Here is a 17,663-nt window from a genome sequence, read left to right as displayed (position 1 = left end):
AATTAGAGAAGCAGATTCCCCGCCTCTCTAATAGGTTTATTCAACATAAATAATTAGTTACAAGAAGGCATACATTCTTTAGTTAACGTACAGTATCCACCTTTATTACCTAACCAGCTACTTAAACCTTCAGGTGTTACATCACCTGCACCAAATAGCTCTTTAATTTCTTTAGAATCAACTTCACCTGCAGGATGACTTGGCGCATCCTCATTTTTAGAACGTAATACCGGGTTTTTCCAAGATTCTACTACTTTTTTTGATGACATTTTTAACACTCCCATTAGTTTATTTTTTTATATAAATAATTAGTTACAAGAAGGCATACATTCTTTAGTTAACGTACAGTATCCACCTTTATTACCTAACCAGCTACTTAAACCTTCAGGTGTTACATCACCTGCACCAAATAGCTCTTTAATTTCTTTAGAATCAACTTCACCTGCAGGATGACTTGGCGCATCCTCATTTTTAGAACGTAATACCGGGTTTTTCCAAGATTCTACTACTTTTTTTGATGACATTTTTAACACTCCCATTAGTTTATTTTTTTATATAAATAATTAGTTACAAGAAGGCATACATTCTTTAGTTAACGTACAGTATCCACCTTTATTACCTAACCAGCTACTTAAACCTTCAGGTGTTACATCACCTGCACCAAATAGCTCTTTAATTTCTTTAGAATCAACTTCACCTGCAGGATGACTTGGCGCATCCTCATTTTTAGAACGTAATACCGGGTTTTTCCAAGATTCTACTACTTTTTTTGATGACATTTTCAACACTCCTATTAATTTATTTTTTTATAAAGATAATTAGTTGCAAGAAAAATATACCTTTAGTCAAATTACGTTAATTATTGATATAGAAATTAGCACTTGCTTGTACATTTTGTAGTTGGACAAATCCCAAGACTTACTGCCACAATTGTAGGTGTCGCTGGCGTCGTTTCTGGATTTACATCTCCCGCACCCGCTACTTGTTTCAAATCATTTTCATCCACTGTTCCAATTAATTCTTTTGTATCAAACTCTTGATCTCGTAATTTATTTAATTTTTCGTTTTTAGACATATTTAACTTCCTCTCTTTTTTAGGTTGTTTATTAACAGCTTTTTGTACATACACCAGTTGGGCAAAGTTTCACACTTACTGCCACAATTGTAGGTGTCGCTGGTGTCGTTTCTGGATTTACATCTCCCGCACCCGCTACTTGTTTCAAATCATTTTCATCCACTGTTCCAATTAATTCTTTTGTATCAAACTCTTGATCTCGTAATTTATTTAATTTTTCGTTTTTAGACATGTTTAACTTCCTCTCTTTTTTTAGTTATTGATTAGCACTTGCTTGTACATTTTGTAGTTGGGCAAATCCCAAGACTTACTGCCACAATTGTAGGTGTCGCTGGCGTCGTTTCTGGATTTACATCTCCCGCACCCGCTACTTGTTTCAAATCATTTTCATCCACTGTTCCAATTAATTCTTTTGTATCAAACTCTTGATCTCGTAATTTATTTAATTTTTCGTTTTTAGACATGTTTAACTTCCTCTCTTTTTTTAGTTATTGATTAGCACTTGCTTGTACATTTTGTAGTTGGGCAAATCCCAAGACTTACTGCCACAATTGTAGGTGTCGCTGGCGTCGTTTCTGGATTTACATCTCCCGCACCCGCTACTTGTTTCAAATCATTTTCATCCACTGTTCCAATTAATTCTTTTGTATCAAACTCTTGATCTCGTAATTTATTTAATTTTTCGTTTTTAGACATGTTTAACTTCCTCTCTTTTTTTAGTTATTGATTAGCACTTGCTTGTACATTTTGTAGTTGGGCAAATCCCAAGACTTACTGCCACAATTGTAGGTGTCGCTGGCGTCGTTTCTGGATTTACATCTCCCGCACCCGCTACTTGTTTCAAATCATTTTCATCCACTGTTCCAATTAATTCTTTTGTATCAAACTCTTGATCTCGTAATTTATTTAATTTTTCGTTTTTAGACATGTTTAACTTCCTCTCTTTTTTAACTATTGATTAGTACTTACTTGTCTTGTACAAGGTACTGTCGGGCAAAGTTTATTAGTGAAAACTGGAATTACAATTGTAACTGTTACCGGACCTGGCATTGTTTCTGGATTCACATCTCCGGCACCCGCTACTTTCTTTAGTTCATTTTCATCGACTAAACCAATCAATTCTTTTGTATCAAACTCTTGATTACGTAATTTATTTAGTTTTTCATTTTTTGACATATTTAACTTCATCCCCTTTTTAACTATTGATTAGCATTATAAGCATCTCGTTGTACAAGGCATTGTCGAACAAAGTTTTTTGGTCATATTTGCAATAACAGGATTAAGTTCTGGAGGCACATCTACTCGGCACCCACTATTTTTTTCAATTCATCTTCATCGACTAAACCAATCAATTCTTTTGTATCAAACTAGCGGATGTGTAATCGGGCACACTGTAGTAAACTTTATGGTTGTAACTGTGTGCGGCGTTGGTGCTGTTTCTGGATTCACATCTCCCGCACCCGCTATCTTTTTTAATTCATTTTCATCGATTAAACCAATCAATTCCTTTGTATCTAGATCTTGATTACGTAATTTGTTTAATTTTTCATTTTTAGACATAGCAACCACCTTTTTCAACATTCAGAAAATAAATTTTAGAGTACTTCAATTTTTATTAATAACGGTTGGTGGCAAGTTTAGATGTTATAGAAGGTAATTTATGTTTCCCTCTGTCTCCAGCATCACCAACCTTTTTTATTCCTTTAATATAAAGTTGTCTGTTTAATCCATTGTAAGACTATTAAAGGCATCATTATTTTCTTGAAATCAAATGATAGCTGAATTTGATCTTCTAACTCTCCATGTATGTGTAATTGCTTTTGTAAGGCTAACATGCACTCTGTAGTTTGGCCCTGTAACCTTGGATACAAAAATTCTTTTGAATGATGAATGCTTGTACTTTGGTTGATCATATATCCAATAGCTATAGGCCCTTTTTTCTCACCTATTCCTGTTTTAAATTCTTGAATATTGATGGCCTTTAAATGAATAAAATGATCATTATGAAAATCTATTGCATAAGCACCTGGAGTAGATAGACCAGTTACAATATTCGGTTGGAAAACAAATAGAATAGGTACTAAAGCTGTAAATGTTTGATTATGAAATGCTTCATATAGAATTTGTGCTAAAGTATCAATATGAATAAATGGTTGAGCTAGACTAATCGATTCTTTTTGGGATGCTTGTTTATTCAATAGTTGTTTGTAAACATGATATGGCAATACGTCTTGTTCATTCGAAAAGTCTTGTAAACGTTGATTATTTTCCCTACCAAGATCCAAATGATAATTTATATTGTTTATCATATCTATAGAATTTTTTGTCTCTAGCATCAGATTAACTACCTCCTTGCTATCTAACTTTCTGTACCTAAAATATACGTGTTAATTTATGTTAATAACAATTAGTAAAATTTAATGAAAAATATTATAAGTTACGACTATATTTAAACTTGTTATTTTACATATTTTGAAATGCGAGAAAAATTCAATTATCTATTAGACACTGGGCGATTATAATGCCAATACATATAACACACTTTTTTCTTATTTTATAAAAAGAGAAAAGTATCATCTTTACTTTCTTTAATTGTTTATAAAGCCAATATATAAAGACCCCCACCTAAATACTCCATTTAAGTGGGGGCCTTATTTATACTTTATTATGTAAATATGTATTAAACTTGAGGGGGTCTCCAGTCACTATAGACTGGAGGCGTATCGATGGCATAAGTTTGAGGAGTTATATTTTTCGGGGTATCCGCAGAACTGATATTAGTAGATAAAGATAAAGAAAAACAAGAAAATATAATAGACATTGTAATAATTGAAAATACCTTTTTTATCTTCATGAGTGAACCTCCATTAATAAGTGTTTTGTTACTTTAAATATTAATGGAGGTGCTTGGTTAAAAAGAATAAGTAAAAATTTTCAATTTAGAATCTAAATTTTTCTAGTACTAAAGTTATAAATTTAACTAATTATTTATAACTTAATTGTCTATAAAACTAATATATAAGGCCCCCCACCTAAATACTTCATTTAAGTGGGGGGCCTATATATACTTTATTATGTAAATATGTATTAAACTTGAGGGGGTCTCCAGTCACTATAGACTGGAGGCGTATCGATGGCATAAGTTTGAGGAGTTATATTTTTCGGGGTATCCGCAGAACTGATATTAGTAGATAAAGAAAAACAAGAAAATATAATAGACATTGTAATAATTGAAAATACCTTTTTTATCTTCATGAGTGAACCTCCATTAATAAGTGTTTTGTTACTTTAAATATTAATGGAGGTGCTTGGTTAAAAAGAATAAGTAAAAATTTTCAATTTAGAATCTAAATTTTTCTAGTACTAAAGTTATAAATTTAACTAATTATTTATAACTTAATTGTCTATAAAACCAATATATAGGCCCCCCACCTAAATACTTCATTTAAGTGGGGGGCCACTTTATTATGTAAATATGTATTAAACTTGAGGAGGTCTCCAGTCACTATAGACTGGAGGCGTATCGATGGCATAAGTTTGAGGAGTTATATTTTTCGGGGTATCCGCAGAACTGATATTAGTAGATAAAGAAAAACAAGAAAATATAATAGACATTGCAATAATTGAAAATACCTTTTTTATCTTCATAAGTGAACCTCCATTAATAAGTGTTTTGTTACTTTAAATATTAATGGAGATGCTTGGTTAAAAAGAATAAGTAAAAATTTTCAATTTAGAATCTAAATTTTTCTAGTACTAAAGTTATAAATTTAACTAATTAAAATTCTAAACCTTTATTACACATTCATATTTTTTAAAATCCAGAATTTTCAATCGATATTTTAAAATATTTTGCCGACATTTTATAAGCACGATTATCATTAAAATAGTTTCCTAGTTCATAAGCTAATTCACGAACTAATGTATACTGTTTTTTTTCTAATCCCATTTCAATTGCTTTTTGCATATTTTTCTCATACCCATAATAATCCCCTCGTATGCTACATATCTTGGCTTTAAAGCCATATAGTTGTACATGTGCATAAGGTACATCTTGAATCGATAATATCTTAAATGCATCCTCCATAAGGTTATTAACATTTTTCCAGTCTTTAAATTCCATATAAATTTCTATCATGCTTCTTAATGAGTATATCTTCTCTGTCTGTTGTGGATAAAGTTCGCTAAGTTGTAAACTTTTTTCATAATAATTAATAGCATTAGTATAATCATTCAATCCTTGATATATTTTTCCGTAATTGTACGCAATCAATGGTAGATACATAGAATTATTACTAGCCTTTGCACCAATTTCTGCTTGTTTTAAAGATTCAAGGGCCTTCTCAGACATATGATCTAATTCATATTGTAGTGCAATGATTATAAGAATGTTTATTACCTGATTTTCTATTTTTAACTTTTTATATAATGCATAGGCTTTTTTAGCATACAAGCGACTAATACTTTGATCTTTATAAAGACTTTGGTTTATTAAGCTTAAATTATAATATATATCAGCGTGTTGCCTAGTTTCTTCAATACCAAGTAAACTATCTGCTTTTACATAGATTTCATGTGCTGCAACGAAGTCTTGTTTATTAAAAAAATAATGTCCACGGGCCATTAAATAATATATATAATCCTCGGTATACTGGTTCTCTACTTGGCTTGGAATTACTTGCGAGGCTTGTTCTATGATTGGGGCTACATACGTTAAATTATTATTTCGGGAATGATAATATATTAAGACACCATAAGCCTTTAACAATAAGGTACTAGAGTCTATATCCCGAACATACAGTTCTAAAGAAGATAAGTCTTTTTCACTCATAATATTTTCGTTTTTATACCTATTACATATTTCAAGAAGCTTAGGTTCTATATCCTCATAATCTGCTCCTACAAGAAAATTGTAATCAACTTCCATCTTTTTGGCGACCTTTTCTAAAAAAGAAGCGGACGGTTTAATTTGTCCATTTTCAATTCTGCTTAGATACGTTATAGAACATATCCCAGATACTAATTCTCCTTGCGTAAATTCTTTGTGTATACGTATTTGCCTAATTCTTTCACCAACGTTCATTTTCCTTCTCCTTACTCTAAATGAATATTTTGGAACAATATTGTATAAGTATTCTCTATCATAATATGCGTATTGTTTGATAGCTAAACAAAAAATAACATTATATATTTCCTTATTCATATCAATCCAACTGTAAAGAAAACATTGAATACAACGCAACTGTAAAGAATTACTGTAATTATTAATATTTATTGGGATGCGTATGGAATTTGCATACCCGATTTACTAATATTAGTTATCTCCTCTCTTTCATTCGTATTAATATATTATACCAATCACCTCATAATTACGCCTAAGAAAATTTATCTTTTATACCTTTAGATCTTTAAAATAAAAGTCTTCTATTAAAAAACGAGAAAATAATTAAAGGCCCTTATATGTTACGGAAACTATCTCAAATCACGAGACATGTAAAACTATACAGAAAAAAACATAAAAAACTCACAATTTTTTAATTAAATTTTACTAATTGTTATTAACATAAATTAACACGTATATTTTAGGTATAGAAATTTAATTAGTTAGAAGATAGTTACTCTAATTTCAGAAAAAAATTCTATAAATATGATAAACCATATCATGTTTATAAACAGTCAAATATCTCAACAAGCCATCAATTTAGTTAGTCTATTTATTCTTATTGATACATTTTCATAAATTTCAATGTTTTTTATTTTAAAAACATATTATACAAATACACTAAAGGAGAATGCTATATGACTTTACAACACGGTACATATTTATTAGAAAGAGAAAATACAAAAAATGCATTTGATGAAGAGCTTTATCAAAAATGGGTAAGTAAGACCGGGCTAAATGAATCAACTATTAATACTCTAATTCTGGAAAATAATATGGAGTTAGAACATTTCAAAACTGTATTATCTAACAAGGAGCATCCAGAGTTAACAACTTCTTTAGAATGGATCGCTATTGTCAATAAATTAATAAATAATGATACATATCACGATAAAGACATTGAATATTCAGGTGATTTTAAAAACATTCTGTTTTATGCATTTTATGTACCGTTTTTTAACTATAGTTTAGAAGTAATATCAAATAAATTAAAGGGTATACCTGAAGAAAAAAGGTCCTATATTAATATGGAAAACCTTAAGAAAAATATTTTATCAACTGTAGCTGATAGAATTAGCCGAATTGGATTAAAAGTATTAATAACAGAAATTAATATGGCGAGAACCGGTGATTTACTAAGTGGCGAGAATGAAAAGGAAAGATATGATAGTTTTATGAATGATTTTCTTCAGGACAAAGAATATATCCTGAGCTTATTTAATTCCTATCCTGTAATGATTAGACTAATGGTAGAAACTATACATAGTACTGTAGATGCAATGTTTGAGATCGTCTATCATTATACAGAAGATCGAGATCAACTAATTGAACTTTTTGGTAAGGATTTCAACACTTTAACATCAATTGATTTGGAAGCCGGTGACACTCACCAAAATGGAAGAACTGTAGCTATGCTAAACTTTAATAATAAAGGCAAATTAGTATATAAACCTCGTTCGTTAAAAACAGATGAATTATTTAATGAATTATTAACTTGGATTAATAAAAAAGGATTTAAAAAACCACTGAAAAACTTAACAGTATTAAACAGAGATGAATATGGCTATCAAGAGTTTATTACAGGAAGTGAGTGTAATACATCGCAGGAAGTAGAAAACTTCTACTACAGACAAGGTGGATATATAGCTTTATTTTATATACTAAATTCAACAGATTTCCATCATGAAAATATTATTGCTGATGGTGAGTATCCTATATTTATAGACTTAGAAACATTATTTAGTAATACAATTGAATTGAGTGATAAGCTAATAGATACTAAAAGCGCTTCTATCCAACTATCATTAGATATTAAGGACTCTGTTTTTCAATCGTTAATGCTGCCTGTAAAATTCAGTGATGATCCTCTTATTGATTATGATTTAAGCGGTTTAGGAATAAGTGGGGAACTAGAAGTAGAACCTTCAGCAGTAAATGCCCTAGATAATGTATATAGTGATCAAATTAAAATGGTTAAACAAAAAATTAAGTTACAAGAATTCAATAATACCCCACGTATTAAACAAAAGAAAACAAATGCTAGTGAATACATTCAAAAGATTATTAATGGATTCACGGATATGTATAAACTAATATTAAATAATAAACATGAATTTATATTAGAAAACGGCCCGTTATACGCTTTTAAAGATACTTTCGCCAGACAGGTTTTTAGACCAACTGAAGCTTATGCAAGATTTGTAGCGGCAAGTATTCATCCTGATTACTTAAAAAATGGCGTTGATAGAGAAAGCTTATTCTATTATCTATGGCATGGTGTTAACCTCCAACCGAAATTTAGCCGAATTACAAAGTATGAAATACAAGACCTTTTAAGGGCTGATATACCTTATTTTACTTTCAAAGTTGGTTCAACAAGTTTATTTAGTGCAGATAAAATTGAAATCAAGGATTTTTTTGATAAAAATTCAATAGATATAATACACGAAAAGCTAACTAAATTAAGTAACAAAGATCATGACCGCCAAATAGAATTTATAAAACTTTCACTTAGTGCAATTGCTACAAACGAACAAAAAACATATAACCCTTATGGCTTTAAAGAGGTAGAAAAAAATCTTTTAGATACAAAAACCAATCACAAAGATCAGTTTTTGAATGAAGCCAAAAAAATCGGTGATGAAATAATAGATCTTGCTATTGTCGGTGAAAATTTCAAAGATGCTTTGTGGTTTGGTCTTAATTTAGATAATAATGAGCAATTTAAATTGTCTCCTATAGGCACTGATTTATATAACGGTAGCCAAGGAATAGTTCTATTCCTTGGTGTTCTAGCAAAAGAAACTAATGATGAAAAATATAAAAAGTATGCTATCGCTGGATTGAATCATGTTGAAGAAAAAGTAAAACATACGAAATTACATTCAACTTCAGCATTCTCAGGATATAGCTCTATTTCATATGTATGCGCTTATTTAGGAGAAATTTGGAATGATCGAAAACTCATTGATAAATCTAGGGAATATATAAATAAAATAGATTCGCTATTAATTGAAGATGAGACTATGTATGATTTTATAGGTGGATTAAGTGGTTCACTGCTTGTATTAATTAGACTATATGAAAAATTTAACTTTACTGAATTAAAACCTATTTGTGATTTAATTGCTCAAAAATTATTAAAGCAGACTTCTCATCAAATAAAAACTAATACCTTACTCACTGGATTAGCACACGGTGCCTCTGGATATGCTTGGCCATTATTAGAATACGCTTATAAAATGGACCAAACCCACTTACTAAATGATATATTGGCAATATTAAATTATGAAAATAGTAAAGTAAATGATACTCAAGACAATTGGTTAGATTTAAGGGGAGAGAAAAATCTGGAAGCCCCAGCATTTTGGTGTCATGGGGCCGGCGGAATAGGAATAAGTAGATTAATGATGTCCCAATTTATTGAAAATGCTACTATTAATGATGATTTGCAAAAATCCGTGCATATACTAATGAATAAAGGATTTGGTACTACTCACACCTTATGTCATGGTGACTTTGGAAATCTTGATTTTCTTCTGACTTACGCTAAAATGACAAAAAATAATGAATATATAGATATCTCAAGGGAGATTGGGGAATATGTATTAAAACAAAAAGAAGAAAATGGGAAATGGAATTTCGATCAAAACGGTGATACAAATATCTTAGGATTCATGATTGGAACCTCAGGTATAGGCTTTGAATTGTTGCGTTTAAATAACCCGGATATTCCTTCCGTATTAAATTTAGATTTACCGTAAGTTTAAAGATATCTCTATCAATTGTGATTATGTAACTGAAAATATAACAATTAAACCGCTTTTATAGTCAAAAGATAAACTAATAGGTGGCACCATATCAAAGAAAAAAACTGTACATGTGGATACAATTTAGACACAAAATATCCGGTTCCTTGTACGCTAAGGATCGGATATTTATTTTACTGTTTTATATAGCGTACAAATTCTCGCTTATTTAGATACTATAGAACATTAAAAAATATCAACTTGTACTACATTATCTGTTGTAGCATTAGAACTTCCTATAGTTACTTTTAATAAAATACAATTACCTGCTTGAAATATCATAGAAATATTATTATTAATCTTGGAAGTTAGGATACCAGTTAGTGTAACGGTAAGAGTTGTATCTACAACATTTTTAGATCCAGATTCAAATGCGAGTGTTGGAAAAATTACATATCTTTAATATCGTCTTTTGAGATAATTTAAAATAACATATCGATCCGTTTCGTTTACCTTGCAAAAGCGTTAAGCAAATGTAAGGTAAATCCACAGTAAAGTATGTGAAAAAATACAGAATAAGAAAAAAGAGAGTGTAGGGGGATATATATGAACAAACCAGTTGTAGTCGTTAAAGACGTCCAAAAAGTATACGGTAAAAAGGGGGAAAACCAATCACACGCATTAAAAGGGGTTTCGTTCTCGATTCAAGAGGGGGAATTTGTTGGAATTATGGGACCATCTGGTTCAGGGAAAACAACGTTACTAAATGTAATTTCAACATTAGATAAAGCAACAGGCGGTGCTGTTGAAATTTCCGGTGCGGATATTACAAAGATGAAACAGGGTGAACTTTCTGATTTCCGTTCACAAAAATTAGGGTTCATTTTCCAAGACTTTAACTTATTAGAGAACTTATCTATTTATGAAAACATTGCACTTCCACTTTCGCTTCAAGGTGTTCCATCACGTAAGATTGGACCGAAAGTAGAGAAAGTAGCGAATATGTTAGGAATTTCAGCTATTCTTCAAAAATATCCATCTGAAGTATCTGGTGGACAGAAACAACGTTCAGCAGCAGCGCGCGCGCTTGTGCATGAACCAGCTATCATTTTAGGAGACGAGCCAACAGGAGCGCTTGATTCTAAAAATGCAACAAGTCTTTTAGATGCAATGACAGACTTAAATAAAGAACAAGACGTATCAATCATGATGGTTACACATGATCCATATAGTGCAAGTTACTGTCAGCGTATTTTATTCATTCAAGACGGAGAGTTATATAAAGAACTCCACCGCACTGATGCACGTGAAGTATTTTATAAAGAGATTTTAGATGTACTTGCAGACTTAGGTACACAAAAAGCATAAGAAAGAAGGTTCAGGCATGTTATTTAAACTTTCTATGTCAGGACTAAAAAGTAAGCTAAAGGACTATATCATCTTACTTATTGGTCTTGTCATGTCCATTTCAATTTTTTATATGTTTCAAACATTAGCGTTAAACGAGGCCTTTCTTAAGGCAAACTCTATTATTAGTGAAATTGGAATAGTATTCCAAGCTGGTTCAATCTTATTAGCAATTATTACATTCTTCTATATTATATATGCAAACTCATTCTTATTATCGCTTCGTCAAAAAGAATTAGGTATGTATATGATGTTAGGAGCAAAAAAACATAAGGTTACATTTCTTATGTTCATCGAAACAATTGTATTAGGTGCGGCCTCCCTTGTAATCGGGATTGCAGTAGGTATAGGGCTTGCACAAGTAATTGGTAAACTACTAATGCAACAACTAGATTTTACTTCAGGTGGTTATGAAGCGTTTTATGTTTCTTCCATAATTGTTACTTGTGGTTTCTTCTTTGTGCTATTTGTATTATCAGCAATTATGAATAGTATTAAACTATCACGTATTACAGTTCTACAACTTGTACATGCAGATTCAAAAACAGATCGTGTTTCTGTAAAAGGAGCGAAGACTGTTATCTTTGCAGTATTGGGGATTATTTTATTAACAATTGGCTATGCTTCTATGATTTACATGGATAAGTTAAGGCTATCTGGGATTTTTATTGCTTTAATTACTGTAACGTCTGGAACTTACATGTTATTTGGAACGTTCCTACCTATTATTATTAAAAAGATGAAAAGTAATAAAAAACGTACTGAAAAAGGACTTAATGCTTTTACATTTGCACAGTTAAACTTCCGTATTAACAACTTAGCAAAAGTACTAGCGACAGTAACGATGTTAGTTGCGCTTGGAGCGGGGGCAATCTCAGGTGGTATGGCATTTAAAAATAACGTTATGATGAATGTAGATACTCTTGCAATTTATGATGTTACGATTCATAATCCAACGACTGAAGAAAAGAAAATCTTAAATGGTATTACATTTAAAGAGAACAGCCAATATCGCTATAAAACAGATAATAAATACGTTTATTATGTAAAAGAAGATTTAGAGAAAAATCGTCCTTTCGTAAAGAATGTTAAATATATTAAAGAAGGAGTAAAAGATCCTGCTAAGGTGAAAAAAAGAGCTTCTGAAAAACTACCAACAGAAGAGATTTCAAAAAATACCGATAATTTAATTTCAGCAGAGTGGAAGGATGCCTTTGGAACGCTGGAGCCCTCTTATGTGCATCCCGATCAAAAAATTAAAATTGTCGATCAAAAAATATATGATAGCTTAAAAGATACAGAAGGTACTGTATTCATTGGAAAAACAGATAATTTCTTAACATACACAAAAGAATGGAAAAAAATTGACGAGTTACAGTTAACCAAATATGAAAATCTAAAAATTGATGATATACCAAGTAAATACGCGATATATACTGGTTTTTACGGCATTTCGAGCGGGACAGTATTTATGGGCTTCTTCTTAGGAATTGCTTTCTTAGCAATGATGGCAAGCTGTTTAATGTTTAAAATTCTATCTGGTGCATCAAACGATATTACGCGTTATCAAATGCTTCGTAAAATCGGTGTGCGCCGTGAATTATTAACAAAATCGATTTATAAAGAATTATTCTTAATATTCCTATTCCCAGCGATTGTAGGGATTGCACACGTATTAGTTGGTATGAACATCTTTTCGTTCATCCTAATCGATCCATATTTCCGTATTTGGCTTCCAATAATAATTTTCATAGTCATTTACTCAATTTACTACTTCATTACAGTTCAATTGTATAAAGGCATTGTTCTTCCAAAAGAAAAATAAGAAAAGTAAACATAAAGTAACTCCAAAATCAACTTTTATTGTATATTTTAGAGTTACTTTTGTTTATTTCACTCTTTTTCAGCACATTGCATCTAAATAATAAATCTTTCAACCCCAACAAGACTTTATCAATTTCCTCATTATTATTTAAACCAATGTTAAAAAACATTTCTAACAAATAACAAAAATAACCATCAGAACTTAGAGTAACCTCTCGCACCTCACCATGTATTTAAAAACATCCAATTTTTCCCTAGTACAAATGATTTAATAGAACGCTCTAATAAAAAGATTCCATTAATTCAAAAAGAACGTACTGTAGTAACAATACTAATACCCCTGTTAAAGAGCGAACAATAAATCACAAAAATAAAATCTAAGCATCCTACGAACACAATAGAAAGCCAGAAAATAATTTCACGTACTGTAGTATATATAGAAAACCCAGAGAACAAAAAACTATAATAGATATATGTATTGGCAGAGTGGACAAAGCACCAGATTAGCCCGTATTTAGTGTGCTAGAATCACTGTTATCCCTTGGGAGTAGATCATATAATCGCTCTGCAACTCCAGGGATGATTGATTGAATAAACTCTAAGTACAACTCTTTTTGTTCTGTTGTACGACCAATAGCATTATTAAAAAGCAACAACAAAGTAGAAAGTCCTGTTTGTCGTTGACTACCTTTACCGATTACATGTATATATATTTGTCTCGATTTCTTTAGCACGTTGTTTAACGTACTTCTTGGGATTTGCAACGCTTCACATATTTCTTTTTGAGTAAAATATACGAATCCTTTTTCGGTATTTTTTTGCGCGTTTAAGAAGTCAATGATATCGTGTTCCCACTCATACCAATGACTACGCACACGATCCTTGCGTGCTTTCTTATGTTTATACCAATACTGTGATGGTACTAGACTTGAAAATGTTGCCTTACTATCTGACCAAATTTCTAAAATTTGATTGATGTACTCTTTGTTTGCGCCTTTATATTTACCTGAAAAAGCACTACGAATAGCCTTTTGAATACTTGAATTTTTCAAAGGGCTTTTTAGGATTGTATTAAATTCATCCAGTAAATTATATGCCTCGTCTTGAGTCATTCTTGAAGAATAGCATGCTAACGCGAGCGTAAATACAGCGTTATCACGTCCAAATACACCTTTTTGCCCTCTGATATGTGTGCATGCTAATACCTTTTGCACCCATCCTTCAGTAATTTGCGTAGTTTTAATTTGCTTATTTGAAATAACCGTAAATAAACTTCTACGATGGCCGATATCTTGATCTTTAGACCATTCAATTAAATGAGATAAATTACATGTACTGTTTGCATCAAACCATACAATGTTATCTTCGTTTGGCATACGGAAGAATCCAAAATCATTACATGTCAAATCAACACCAGGTAAAAGATCGCTTAGAGCTTTTCTGATGTTCTCACTGATTCTTTTTGCACTACGTAATCCCCGGAAATCGTTCTTATTCGAAATAAATAATGGATTATCCAACACAAAATAAGCCTGGTATCCCTTCACACTTTCAACAATAACTGTAGGCATTCCTAACTGCTTGTCCATTGCTGCAAGTACGATTTCCCCTGGAGTAAGGTCTTTTGTATCAATATCAACAGTAAAACAATTAATTTGTTTTAGATTTCGTTCTTCATGCCCTTTAATGATTTTTCTGTTTCTATCTATGTACGTTCCCACTCTAAAAATATTCGGAGTCCAATGTGTAGCTTGTCCAATATGGTCCAGTACTGTTTCTTGAGAAGTCAATACAACCCCCTTTGTACCATATGAGTTCGTTAAATCTTCTTTTGTACGTGTAATAAATACAAATCTGTCATCCATTTTGATACTAGAATCCTGAGAATCTAACATGGATATGCTAGCTCTTGAGTTTTTATATTTATATTTTCGTAACCCATCATGTAAAATCAATTCGATTGCTTGTTGCGCTTTATCCATGTTAAATCTCCTTTCCACTAGATTTTTGACAATAAAAAAGGTGAGCAGTTATAACACTGCTCACCTCAAAAATTCTCCGGAAAGTGGATAAAAGACAGACTTTTCTCCATATTCAAACAAACTTAAATACGGATTTCTATCTTTACAATCTAGCTCTAATTAACTATACTAAATACAGATATTTTTATATCTCTAATAACATAGTTAACTAGAACGGACGGAGAATTTTACATACTGGTCTTGCAGTGTGTAAATGGAATACAAGTTGTTGACTGCAACGTGTATTCACCGGAGAGTAAAGTTATTGTCAGTAACTCTACTTGTTCTGTCAAATTGTGACCTCAGAAATCTCAATTAGACAGCCGTTCTTTTTTTATTTATTTTTTTACCATTTATTTATCTAATAAGCTCTTTATGTACAGTATCAAATTAAATCACTTTTTGTTGAAAAACTTGCTAATTCTTACATTACAGCAAGTTTTTTTGTTTGTAAACAGTGAAATTACGCGTGATTTAAATAATATCCCTATTTCCCTATTTCTATTTTTCCCTATTTCCCTATAGGGATATTTCCCTATTACCTTATTTCCCTATTTCCCTATTTTTTAGTTTTTTTTCTCTTTAAACCTCTCCTTGAAAATCTCCACTCTCACTTAATTTTTAAACCCAACTCGAATTAAAATTTCCCTTTTAAATCAACGTTTTTGTTATAAATTATTAACTCTATCATTCTATTGCATATACAGAACATCATTGTTATAATTCATTTAATAATATAGAAATATCCCTATTTCTATAATTAGAAATATCCCTATTTCCCTATTTCTATTTTTCCCTATTTCTATAAAGGGATATAGGGAAATTTTAAAAAATATTACTGGAGTGTTAAAAATGGCTATTACAATTACGGTTGGGAATTACAAAGGTGGCGTTGGTAAAACCACAAATGCTGTATTAAACTCTTATGAAGTTGCGAAAAAAGGAAAGCGAACGTTACTCGTTGACCTTGATCCGCAGAGTAATGCAACGAAGTCTTTAATGTTAACAAAATCCATTCTTAATCCAGATGAAATTGTAACTGTTGAAAAAACATTAATGAAGGGGATACAAGAAGGGAATTTAGATGGTTTAGAAGTGGAAATCATGGAGAACTTATATTTAATTCCTTCTTATGTTGATTTTCAAGATTTCGCAAAGTTCCTTTATAAGACTTGCACTTCTGAAAAAGAGGAAGATCACTACTTTAAAGGATTACTTGAAAAGATAAAACATAAATATGACTACATATTTATTGATGTTCCTCCTATGTCACTAGAAGTTACGAAGAACGCCGTTGTGGCCTCTGATTATGTTCTAATTGCTTTACAAACACAAGAACGTTCTCTAACTGGTGCAGAGAACTACGTTAATGAACTCATCAAGTTGAAAGAACAATATGATCTTGATATTGAAGTAGTTGGTATTCTTCCTGTCTTATTAAAAAATAATGGTAAAGTTGATGAATACATCATGGAAAACGCTCGTGAAATCTTTGGTGAAGAGAACCTATTTAAAAATGTCGTCCCTCAAATGGAGCGTATTAAAAGATTTGATGTAAATGGTATTACTGAAAAAGATAGACATGATATGAATGTAATTGAATTATACGAAACGATTAGTGATGAATTATTATCTCGTATCGATATGTTTGAAAAAATGAAGGTTGGTGTGTAATATGGCGAAAACTCCTGGTTTGTTAGGTAGAAAGAAAAGGAACTTTGAGCCAACTGAGCCTTATGTACCAAAGCAAGGACAAGCTGCGATTGACAATAACGCTGAAGCAACTGCTCCTTCTCAACCTAAGACAGAAGAAAAACAAGTAACTCGAAAAGCAAAAAGAAACGAAAAAACTAAAACAAAAAAGGAATTTAAAAATCAGCAAGGTAGTATTAAAATTTCTAATCAATCAAAAGAAGAACTTGAAGTATTAATGAAACTTACAAATACAAAATTCGCTTATGAAATAATAGACTTACTTATAGATCGTTATGTAGAAAACGAGCTAACACCTGAGCAGAAAAGAAAATTCAAGCTCTTAACAGAGATATGAAAAATATAGAAATATCCCTATTATCATAAGTAGAAAAGTATACTTTTCTACTTATGCGTAATTTATCTAGTAACACCCACCAGAACTTCCATCACGGCTTTTTCTTCTCTCTTGACGCTATAATTCTTTTACGATATTCCTACATTATTTTAAATATTAATAAGAACAAAAAAACAAGGAATACATACTTGATTCAAATGTAAACTTTTAAATATAAATTTACATAAAAAAGAAGCATAGAAAAGGCTTTAGTTCTATACTTCTTACCCCATAAATAATTTAGTTTTCTCTCAATCATTAACTTAAAATTCACTACTAATAGAACTAATTATTTTTTAAACATTTATAGATGTAATGCTATAACAACAATAGCGTT

Annotated in this window: 21 protein-coding genes; 5 read left to right on the top strand and 16 right to left on the bottom strand. The window is 31.1% G+C overall.

Annotated features, from left to right (window positions below):
- Nucleotides 1-53: 53 nt before the first annotated feature.
- The 15 genes from QCI81_RS27050 to QCI81_RS26980 all read right to left on the bottom strand — a co-directional run bounded on the left by QCI81_RS27050 (nt 54) and on the right by QCI81_RS26980 (nt 6,158).
- Nucleotides 54-269, bottom strand: a complete 216-nt coding sequence (locus tag QCI81_RS27050; protein ID WP_071732198.1) for a plantaricin C family lantibiotic — start codon at nt 267-269, stop codon at nt 54-56.
- A gap of 39 nt (nt 270-308) precedes the next feature.
- Complete coding sequence (locus tag QCI81_RS27045) at nt 309-524, bottom strand: plantaricin C family lantibiotic (RefSeq protein WP_071732198.1); 216 nt, start codon at nt 522-524, stop codon at nt 309-311.
- 39 nt (nt 525-563) lie between these two features.
- Complete coding sequence (locus tag QCI81_RS27040) at nt 564-779, bottom strand: plantaricin C family lantibiotic (RefSeq protein WP_071732198.1); 216 nt, start codon at nt 777-779, stop codon at nt 564-566.
- Nucleotides 780-874: 95 nt separating this feature from the next.
- A complete protein-coding gene (locus QCI81_RS27035) occupies nt 875-1,075 on the bottom strand; it encodes a class II lanthipeptide, LchA2/BrtA2 family (RefSeq protein ID WP_161114634.1) in 201 nt (66 codons plus the stop codon).
- A 31-nt stretch (nt 1,076-1,106) separates the two neighbouring features.
- On the bottom strand, nt 1,107-1,307 hold the full coding sequence (locus QCI81_RS27030) for a class II lanthipeptide, LchA2/BrtA2 family (protein ID WP_076871442.1): 201 nt from the start codon (nt 1,305-1,307) through the stop codon (nt 1,107-1,109).
- 31 nt (nt 1,308-1,338) lie between these two features.
- Nucleotides 1,339-1,539: a class II lanthipeptide, LchA2/BrtA2 family gene (locus QCI81_RS27025; protein WP_161114634.1), complete on the bottom strand. Its 201-nt coding sequence runs from the start codon at nt 1,537-1,539 to the stop codon at nt 1,339-1,341.
- A gap of 31 nt (nt 1,540-1,570) precedes the next feature.
- Nucleotides 1,571-1,771: a class II lanthipeptide, LchA2/BrtA2 family gene (locus QCI81_RS27020; RefSeq protein WP_161114634.1), complete on the bottom strand. Its 201-nt coding sequence runs from the start codon at nt 1,769-1,771 to the stop codon at nt 1,571-1,573.
- 31 nt (nt 1,772-1,802) lie between these two features.
- Complete coding sequence (locus tag QCI81_RS27015; protein WP_161114634.1) at nt 1,803-2,003, bottom strand: class II lanthipeptide, LchA2/BrtA2 family; 201 nt, start codon at nt 2,001-2,003, stop codon at nt 1,803-1,805.
- Between the two features lie 23 nt (nt 2,004-2,026).
- Entirely contained in the window at nt 2,027-2,251 is a 225-nt protein-coding gene (locus QCI81_RS27010; RefSeq protein ID WP_071729920.1) for a class II lanthipeptide, LchA2/BrtA2 family, read from the bottom strand.
- Between the two features lie 186 nt (nt 2,252-2,437).
- Nucleotides 2,438-2,635 carry a class II lanthipeptide, LchA2/BrtA2 family gene (locus tag QCI81_RS27005; protein ID WP_071729918.1) on the bottom strand — a complete coding sequence of 66 codons (198 nt, stop codon included), beginning with the start codon at nt 2,633-2,635 and terminating at the stop codon, nt 2,438-2,440.
- A 143-nt stretch (nt 2,636-2,778) separates the two neighbouring features.
- Nucleotides 2,779-3,411: a hypothetical protein gene (locus QCI81_RS27000; RefSeq protein ID WP_071729916.1), complete on the bottom strand. Its 633-nt coding sequence runs from the start codon at nt 3,409-3,411 to the stop codon at nt 2,779-2,781.
- 344 nt (nt 3,412-3,755) lie between these two features.
- The gene (locus QCI81_RS26995; RefSeq protein WP_353810959.1) at nt 3,756-3,929 is read right to left on the bottom strand and encodes a hypothetical protein; all 174 of its coding nucleotides are present in this window, start codon (nt 3,927-3,929) and stop codon (nt 3,756-3,758) included.
- Nucleotides 3,930-4,162: 233 nt separating this feature from the next.
- Nucleotides 4,163-4,330 carry a hypothetical protein gene (locus tag QCI81_RS26990; protein ID WP_175613784.1) on the bottom strand — a complete coding sequence of 56 codons (168 nt, stop codon included), beginning with the start codon at nt 4,328-4,330 and terminating at the stop codon, nt 4,163-4,165.
- 225 nt (nt 4,331-4,555) lie between these two features.
- Nucleotides 4,556-4,723 carry a hypothetical protein gene (locus QCI81_RS26985; protein ID WP_154214304.1) on the bottom strand — a complete coding sequence of 56 codons (168 nt, stop codon included), beginning with the start codon at nt 4,721-4,723 and terminating at the stop codon, nt 4,556-4,558.
- A gap of 166 nt (nt 4,724-4,889) precedes the next feature.
- Nucleotides 4,890-6,158, bottom strand: coding sequence for a helix-turn-helix domain-containing protein (locus QCI81_RS26980; protein WP_001100509.1), 1,269 nt, complete (start codon nt 6,156-6,158; stop codon nt 4,890-4,892).
- Between the two features lie 716 nt (nt 6,159-6,874).
- Here QCI81_RS26980 and QCI81_RS26975 point away from each other — a divergent pair.
- The 3 genes from QCI81_RS26975 to QCI81_RS26965 all read left to right on the top strand — a co-directional run bounded on the left by QCI81_RS26975 (nt 6,875) and on the right by QCI81_RS26965 (nt 13,217).
- Nucleotides 6,875-10,000 carry a type 2 lanthipeptide synthetase LanM family protein gene (locus QCI81_RS26975; protein ID WP_353810958.1) on the top strand — a complete coding sequence of 1,042 codons (3,126 nt, stop codon included), beginning with the start codon at nt 6,875-6,877 and terminating at the stop codon, nt 9,998-10,000.
- Between the two features lie 591 nt (nt 10,001-10,591).
- A complete protein-coding gene (locus tag QCI81_RS26970; protein WP_071731390.1) occupies nt 10,592-11,353 on the top strand; it encodes an ABC transporter ATP-binding protein in 762 nt (253 codons plus the stop codon).
- A 16-nt stretch (nt 11,354-11,369) separates the two neighbouring features.
- Nucleotides 11,370-13,217 (top strand): FtsX-like permease family protein, encoded by a 1,848-nt coding sequence (locus QCI81_RS26965; protein ID WP_353810957.1) that lies wholly within the window; start codon nt 11,370-11,372, stop codon nt 13,215-13,217.
- A 502-nt stretch (nt 13,218-13,719) separates the two neighbouring features.
- On the opposite strand, the gene QCI81_RS26960 is transcribed toward QCI81_RS26965, so the two are convergent.
- The gene (locus QCI81_RS26960; RefSeq protein WP_071731388.1) at nt 13,720-15,198 is read right to left on the bottom strand and encodes a primase C-terminal domain-containing protein; all 1,479 of its coding nucleotides are present in this window, start codon (nt 15,196-15,198) and stop codon (nt 13,720-13,722) included.
- Between the two features lie 891 nt (nt 15,199-16,089).
- Here QCI81_RS26960 and QCI81_RS26955 point away from each other — a divergent pair.
- A complete protein-coding gene (locus tag QCI81_RS26955; protein ID WP_001018648.1) occupies nt 16,090-16,911 on the top strand; it encodes a ParA family protein in 822 nt (273 codons plus the stop codon).
- A gap of 1 nt (nt 16,912) precedes the next feature.
- Complete coding sequence (locus QCI81_RS26950) at nt 16,913-17,287, top strand: hypothetical protein (protein WP_001140760.1); 375 nt, start codon at nt 16,913-16,915, stop codon at nt 17,285-17,287.
- The last annotated feature ends 376 nt before the right edge of the window (nt 17,288-17,663 follow it).

The sequence above is a fragment of the Bacillus cereus group sp. MG20 genome (assembly GCF_040459885.1).
GTDB classification, from domain to species: Bacteria; Bacillota; Bacilli; order Bacillales; family Bacillaceae_G; genus Bacillus_A; species Bacillus_A cereus.
The sequence above is the reverse complement of the archived record's forward strand: the minus strand, read 5'-3'. Positions and strand labels throughout refer to the sequence as shown.

What these genes read in the sequence shown, in the direction of transcription:
- QCI81_RS27050 (WP_071732198.1), bottom strand. Translation starts at nt 269, where the DNA reads ATGTCATCAAAAAAAGTAGTAGAATCTTGGAAAAACCCGGTATTACGT.
- QCI81_RS27045 (WP_071732198.1), bottom strand. Translation starts at nt 524, where the DNA reads ATGTCATCAAAAAAAGTAGTAGAATCTTGGAAAAACCCGGTATTACGT.
- QCI81_RS27040 (WP_071732198.1), bottom strand. Translation starts at nt 779, where the DNA reads ATGTCATCAAAAAAAGTAGTAGAATCTTGGAAAAACCCGGTATTACGT.
- QCI81_RS27035 (WP_161114634.1), bottom strand. Translation starts at nt 1,075, where the DNA reads ATGTCTAAAAACGAAAAATTAAATAAATTACGAGATCAAGAGTTTGAT.
- QCI81_RS27030 (WP_076871442.1), bottom strand. Translation starts at nt 1,307, where the DNA reads ATGTCTAAAAACGAAAAATTAAATAAATTACGAGATCAAGAGTTTGAT.
- QCI81_RS27025 (WP_161114634.1), bottom strand. Translation starts at nt 1,539, where the DNA reads ATGTCTAAAAACGAAAAATTAAATAAATTACGAGATCAAGAGTTTGAT.
- QCI81_RS27020 (WP_161114634.1), bottom strand. Translation starts at nt 1,771, where the DNA reads ATGTCTAAAAACGAAAAATTAAATAAATTACGAGATCAAGAGTTTGAT.
- QCI81_RS27015 (WP_161114634.1), bottom strand. Translation starts at nt 2,003, where the DNA reads ATGTCTAAAAACGAAAAATTAAATAAATTACGAGATCAAGAGTTTGAT.
- QCI81_RS27010 (WP_071729920.1), bottom strand. Translation starts at nt 2,251, where the DNA reads ATGTCAAAAAATGAAAAACTAAATAAATTACGTAATCAAGAGTTTGAT.
- QCI81_RS27005 (WP_071729918.1), bottom strand. Translation starts at nt 2,635, where the DNA reads ATGTCTAAAAATGAAAAATTAAACAAATTACGTAATCAAGATCTAGAT.
- QCI81_RS27000 (WP_071729916.1), bottom strand. Translation starts at nt 3,411, where the DNA reads ATGCTAGAGACAAAAAATTCTATAGATATGATAAACAATATAAATTAT.
- QCI81_RS26995 (WP_353810959.1), bottom strand. Translation starts at nt 3,929, where the DNA reads ATGAAGATAAAAAAGGTATTTTCAATTATTACAATGTCTATTATATTT.
- QCI81_RS26990 (WP_175613784.1), bottom strand. Translation starts at nt 4,330, where the DNA reads ATGAAGATAAAAAAGGTATTTTCAATTATTACAATGTCTATTATATTT.
- QCI81_RS26985 (WP_154214304.1), bottom strand. Translation starts at nt 4,723, where the DNA reads ATGAAGATAAAAAAGGTATTTTCAATTATTGCAATGTCTATTATATTT.
- QCI81_RS26980 (WP_001100509.1), bottom strand. Translation starts at nt 6,158, where the DNA reads ATGAACGTTGGTGAAAGAATTAGGCAAATACGTATACACAAAGAATTT.
- QCI81_RS26975 (WP_353810958.1), top strand. Translation starts at nt 6,875, where the DNA reads ATGACTTTACAACACGGTACATATTTATTAGAAAGAGAAAATACAAAA.
- QCI81_RS26970 (WP_071731390.1), top strand. Translation starts at nt 10,592, where the DNA reads ATGAACAAACCAGTTGTAGTCGTTAAAGACGTCCAAAAAGTATACGGT.
- QCI81_RS26965 (WP_353810957.1), top strand. Translation starts at nt 11,370, where the DNA reads ATGTTATTTAAACTTTCTATGTCAGGACTAAAAAGTAAGCTAAAGGAC.
- QCI81_RS26960 (WP_071731388.1), bottom strand. Translation starts at nt 15,198, where the DNA reads ATGGATAAAGCGCAACAAGCAATCGAATTGATTTTACATGATGGGTTA.
- QCI81_RS26955 (WP_001018648.1), top strand. Translation starts at nt 16,090, where the DNA reads ATGGCTATTACAATTACGGTTGGGAATTACAAAGGTGGCGTTGGTAAA.
- QCI81_RS26950 (WP_001140760.1), top strand. Translation starts at nt 16,913, where the DNA reads ATGGCGAAAACTCCTGGTTTGTTAGGTAGAAAGAAAAGGAACTTTGAG.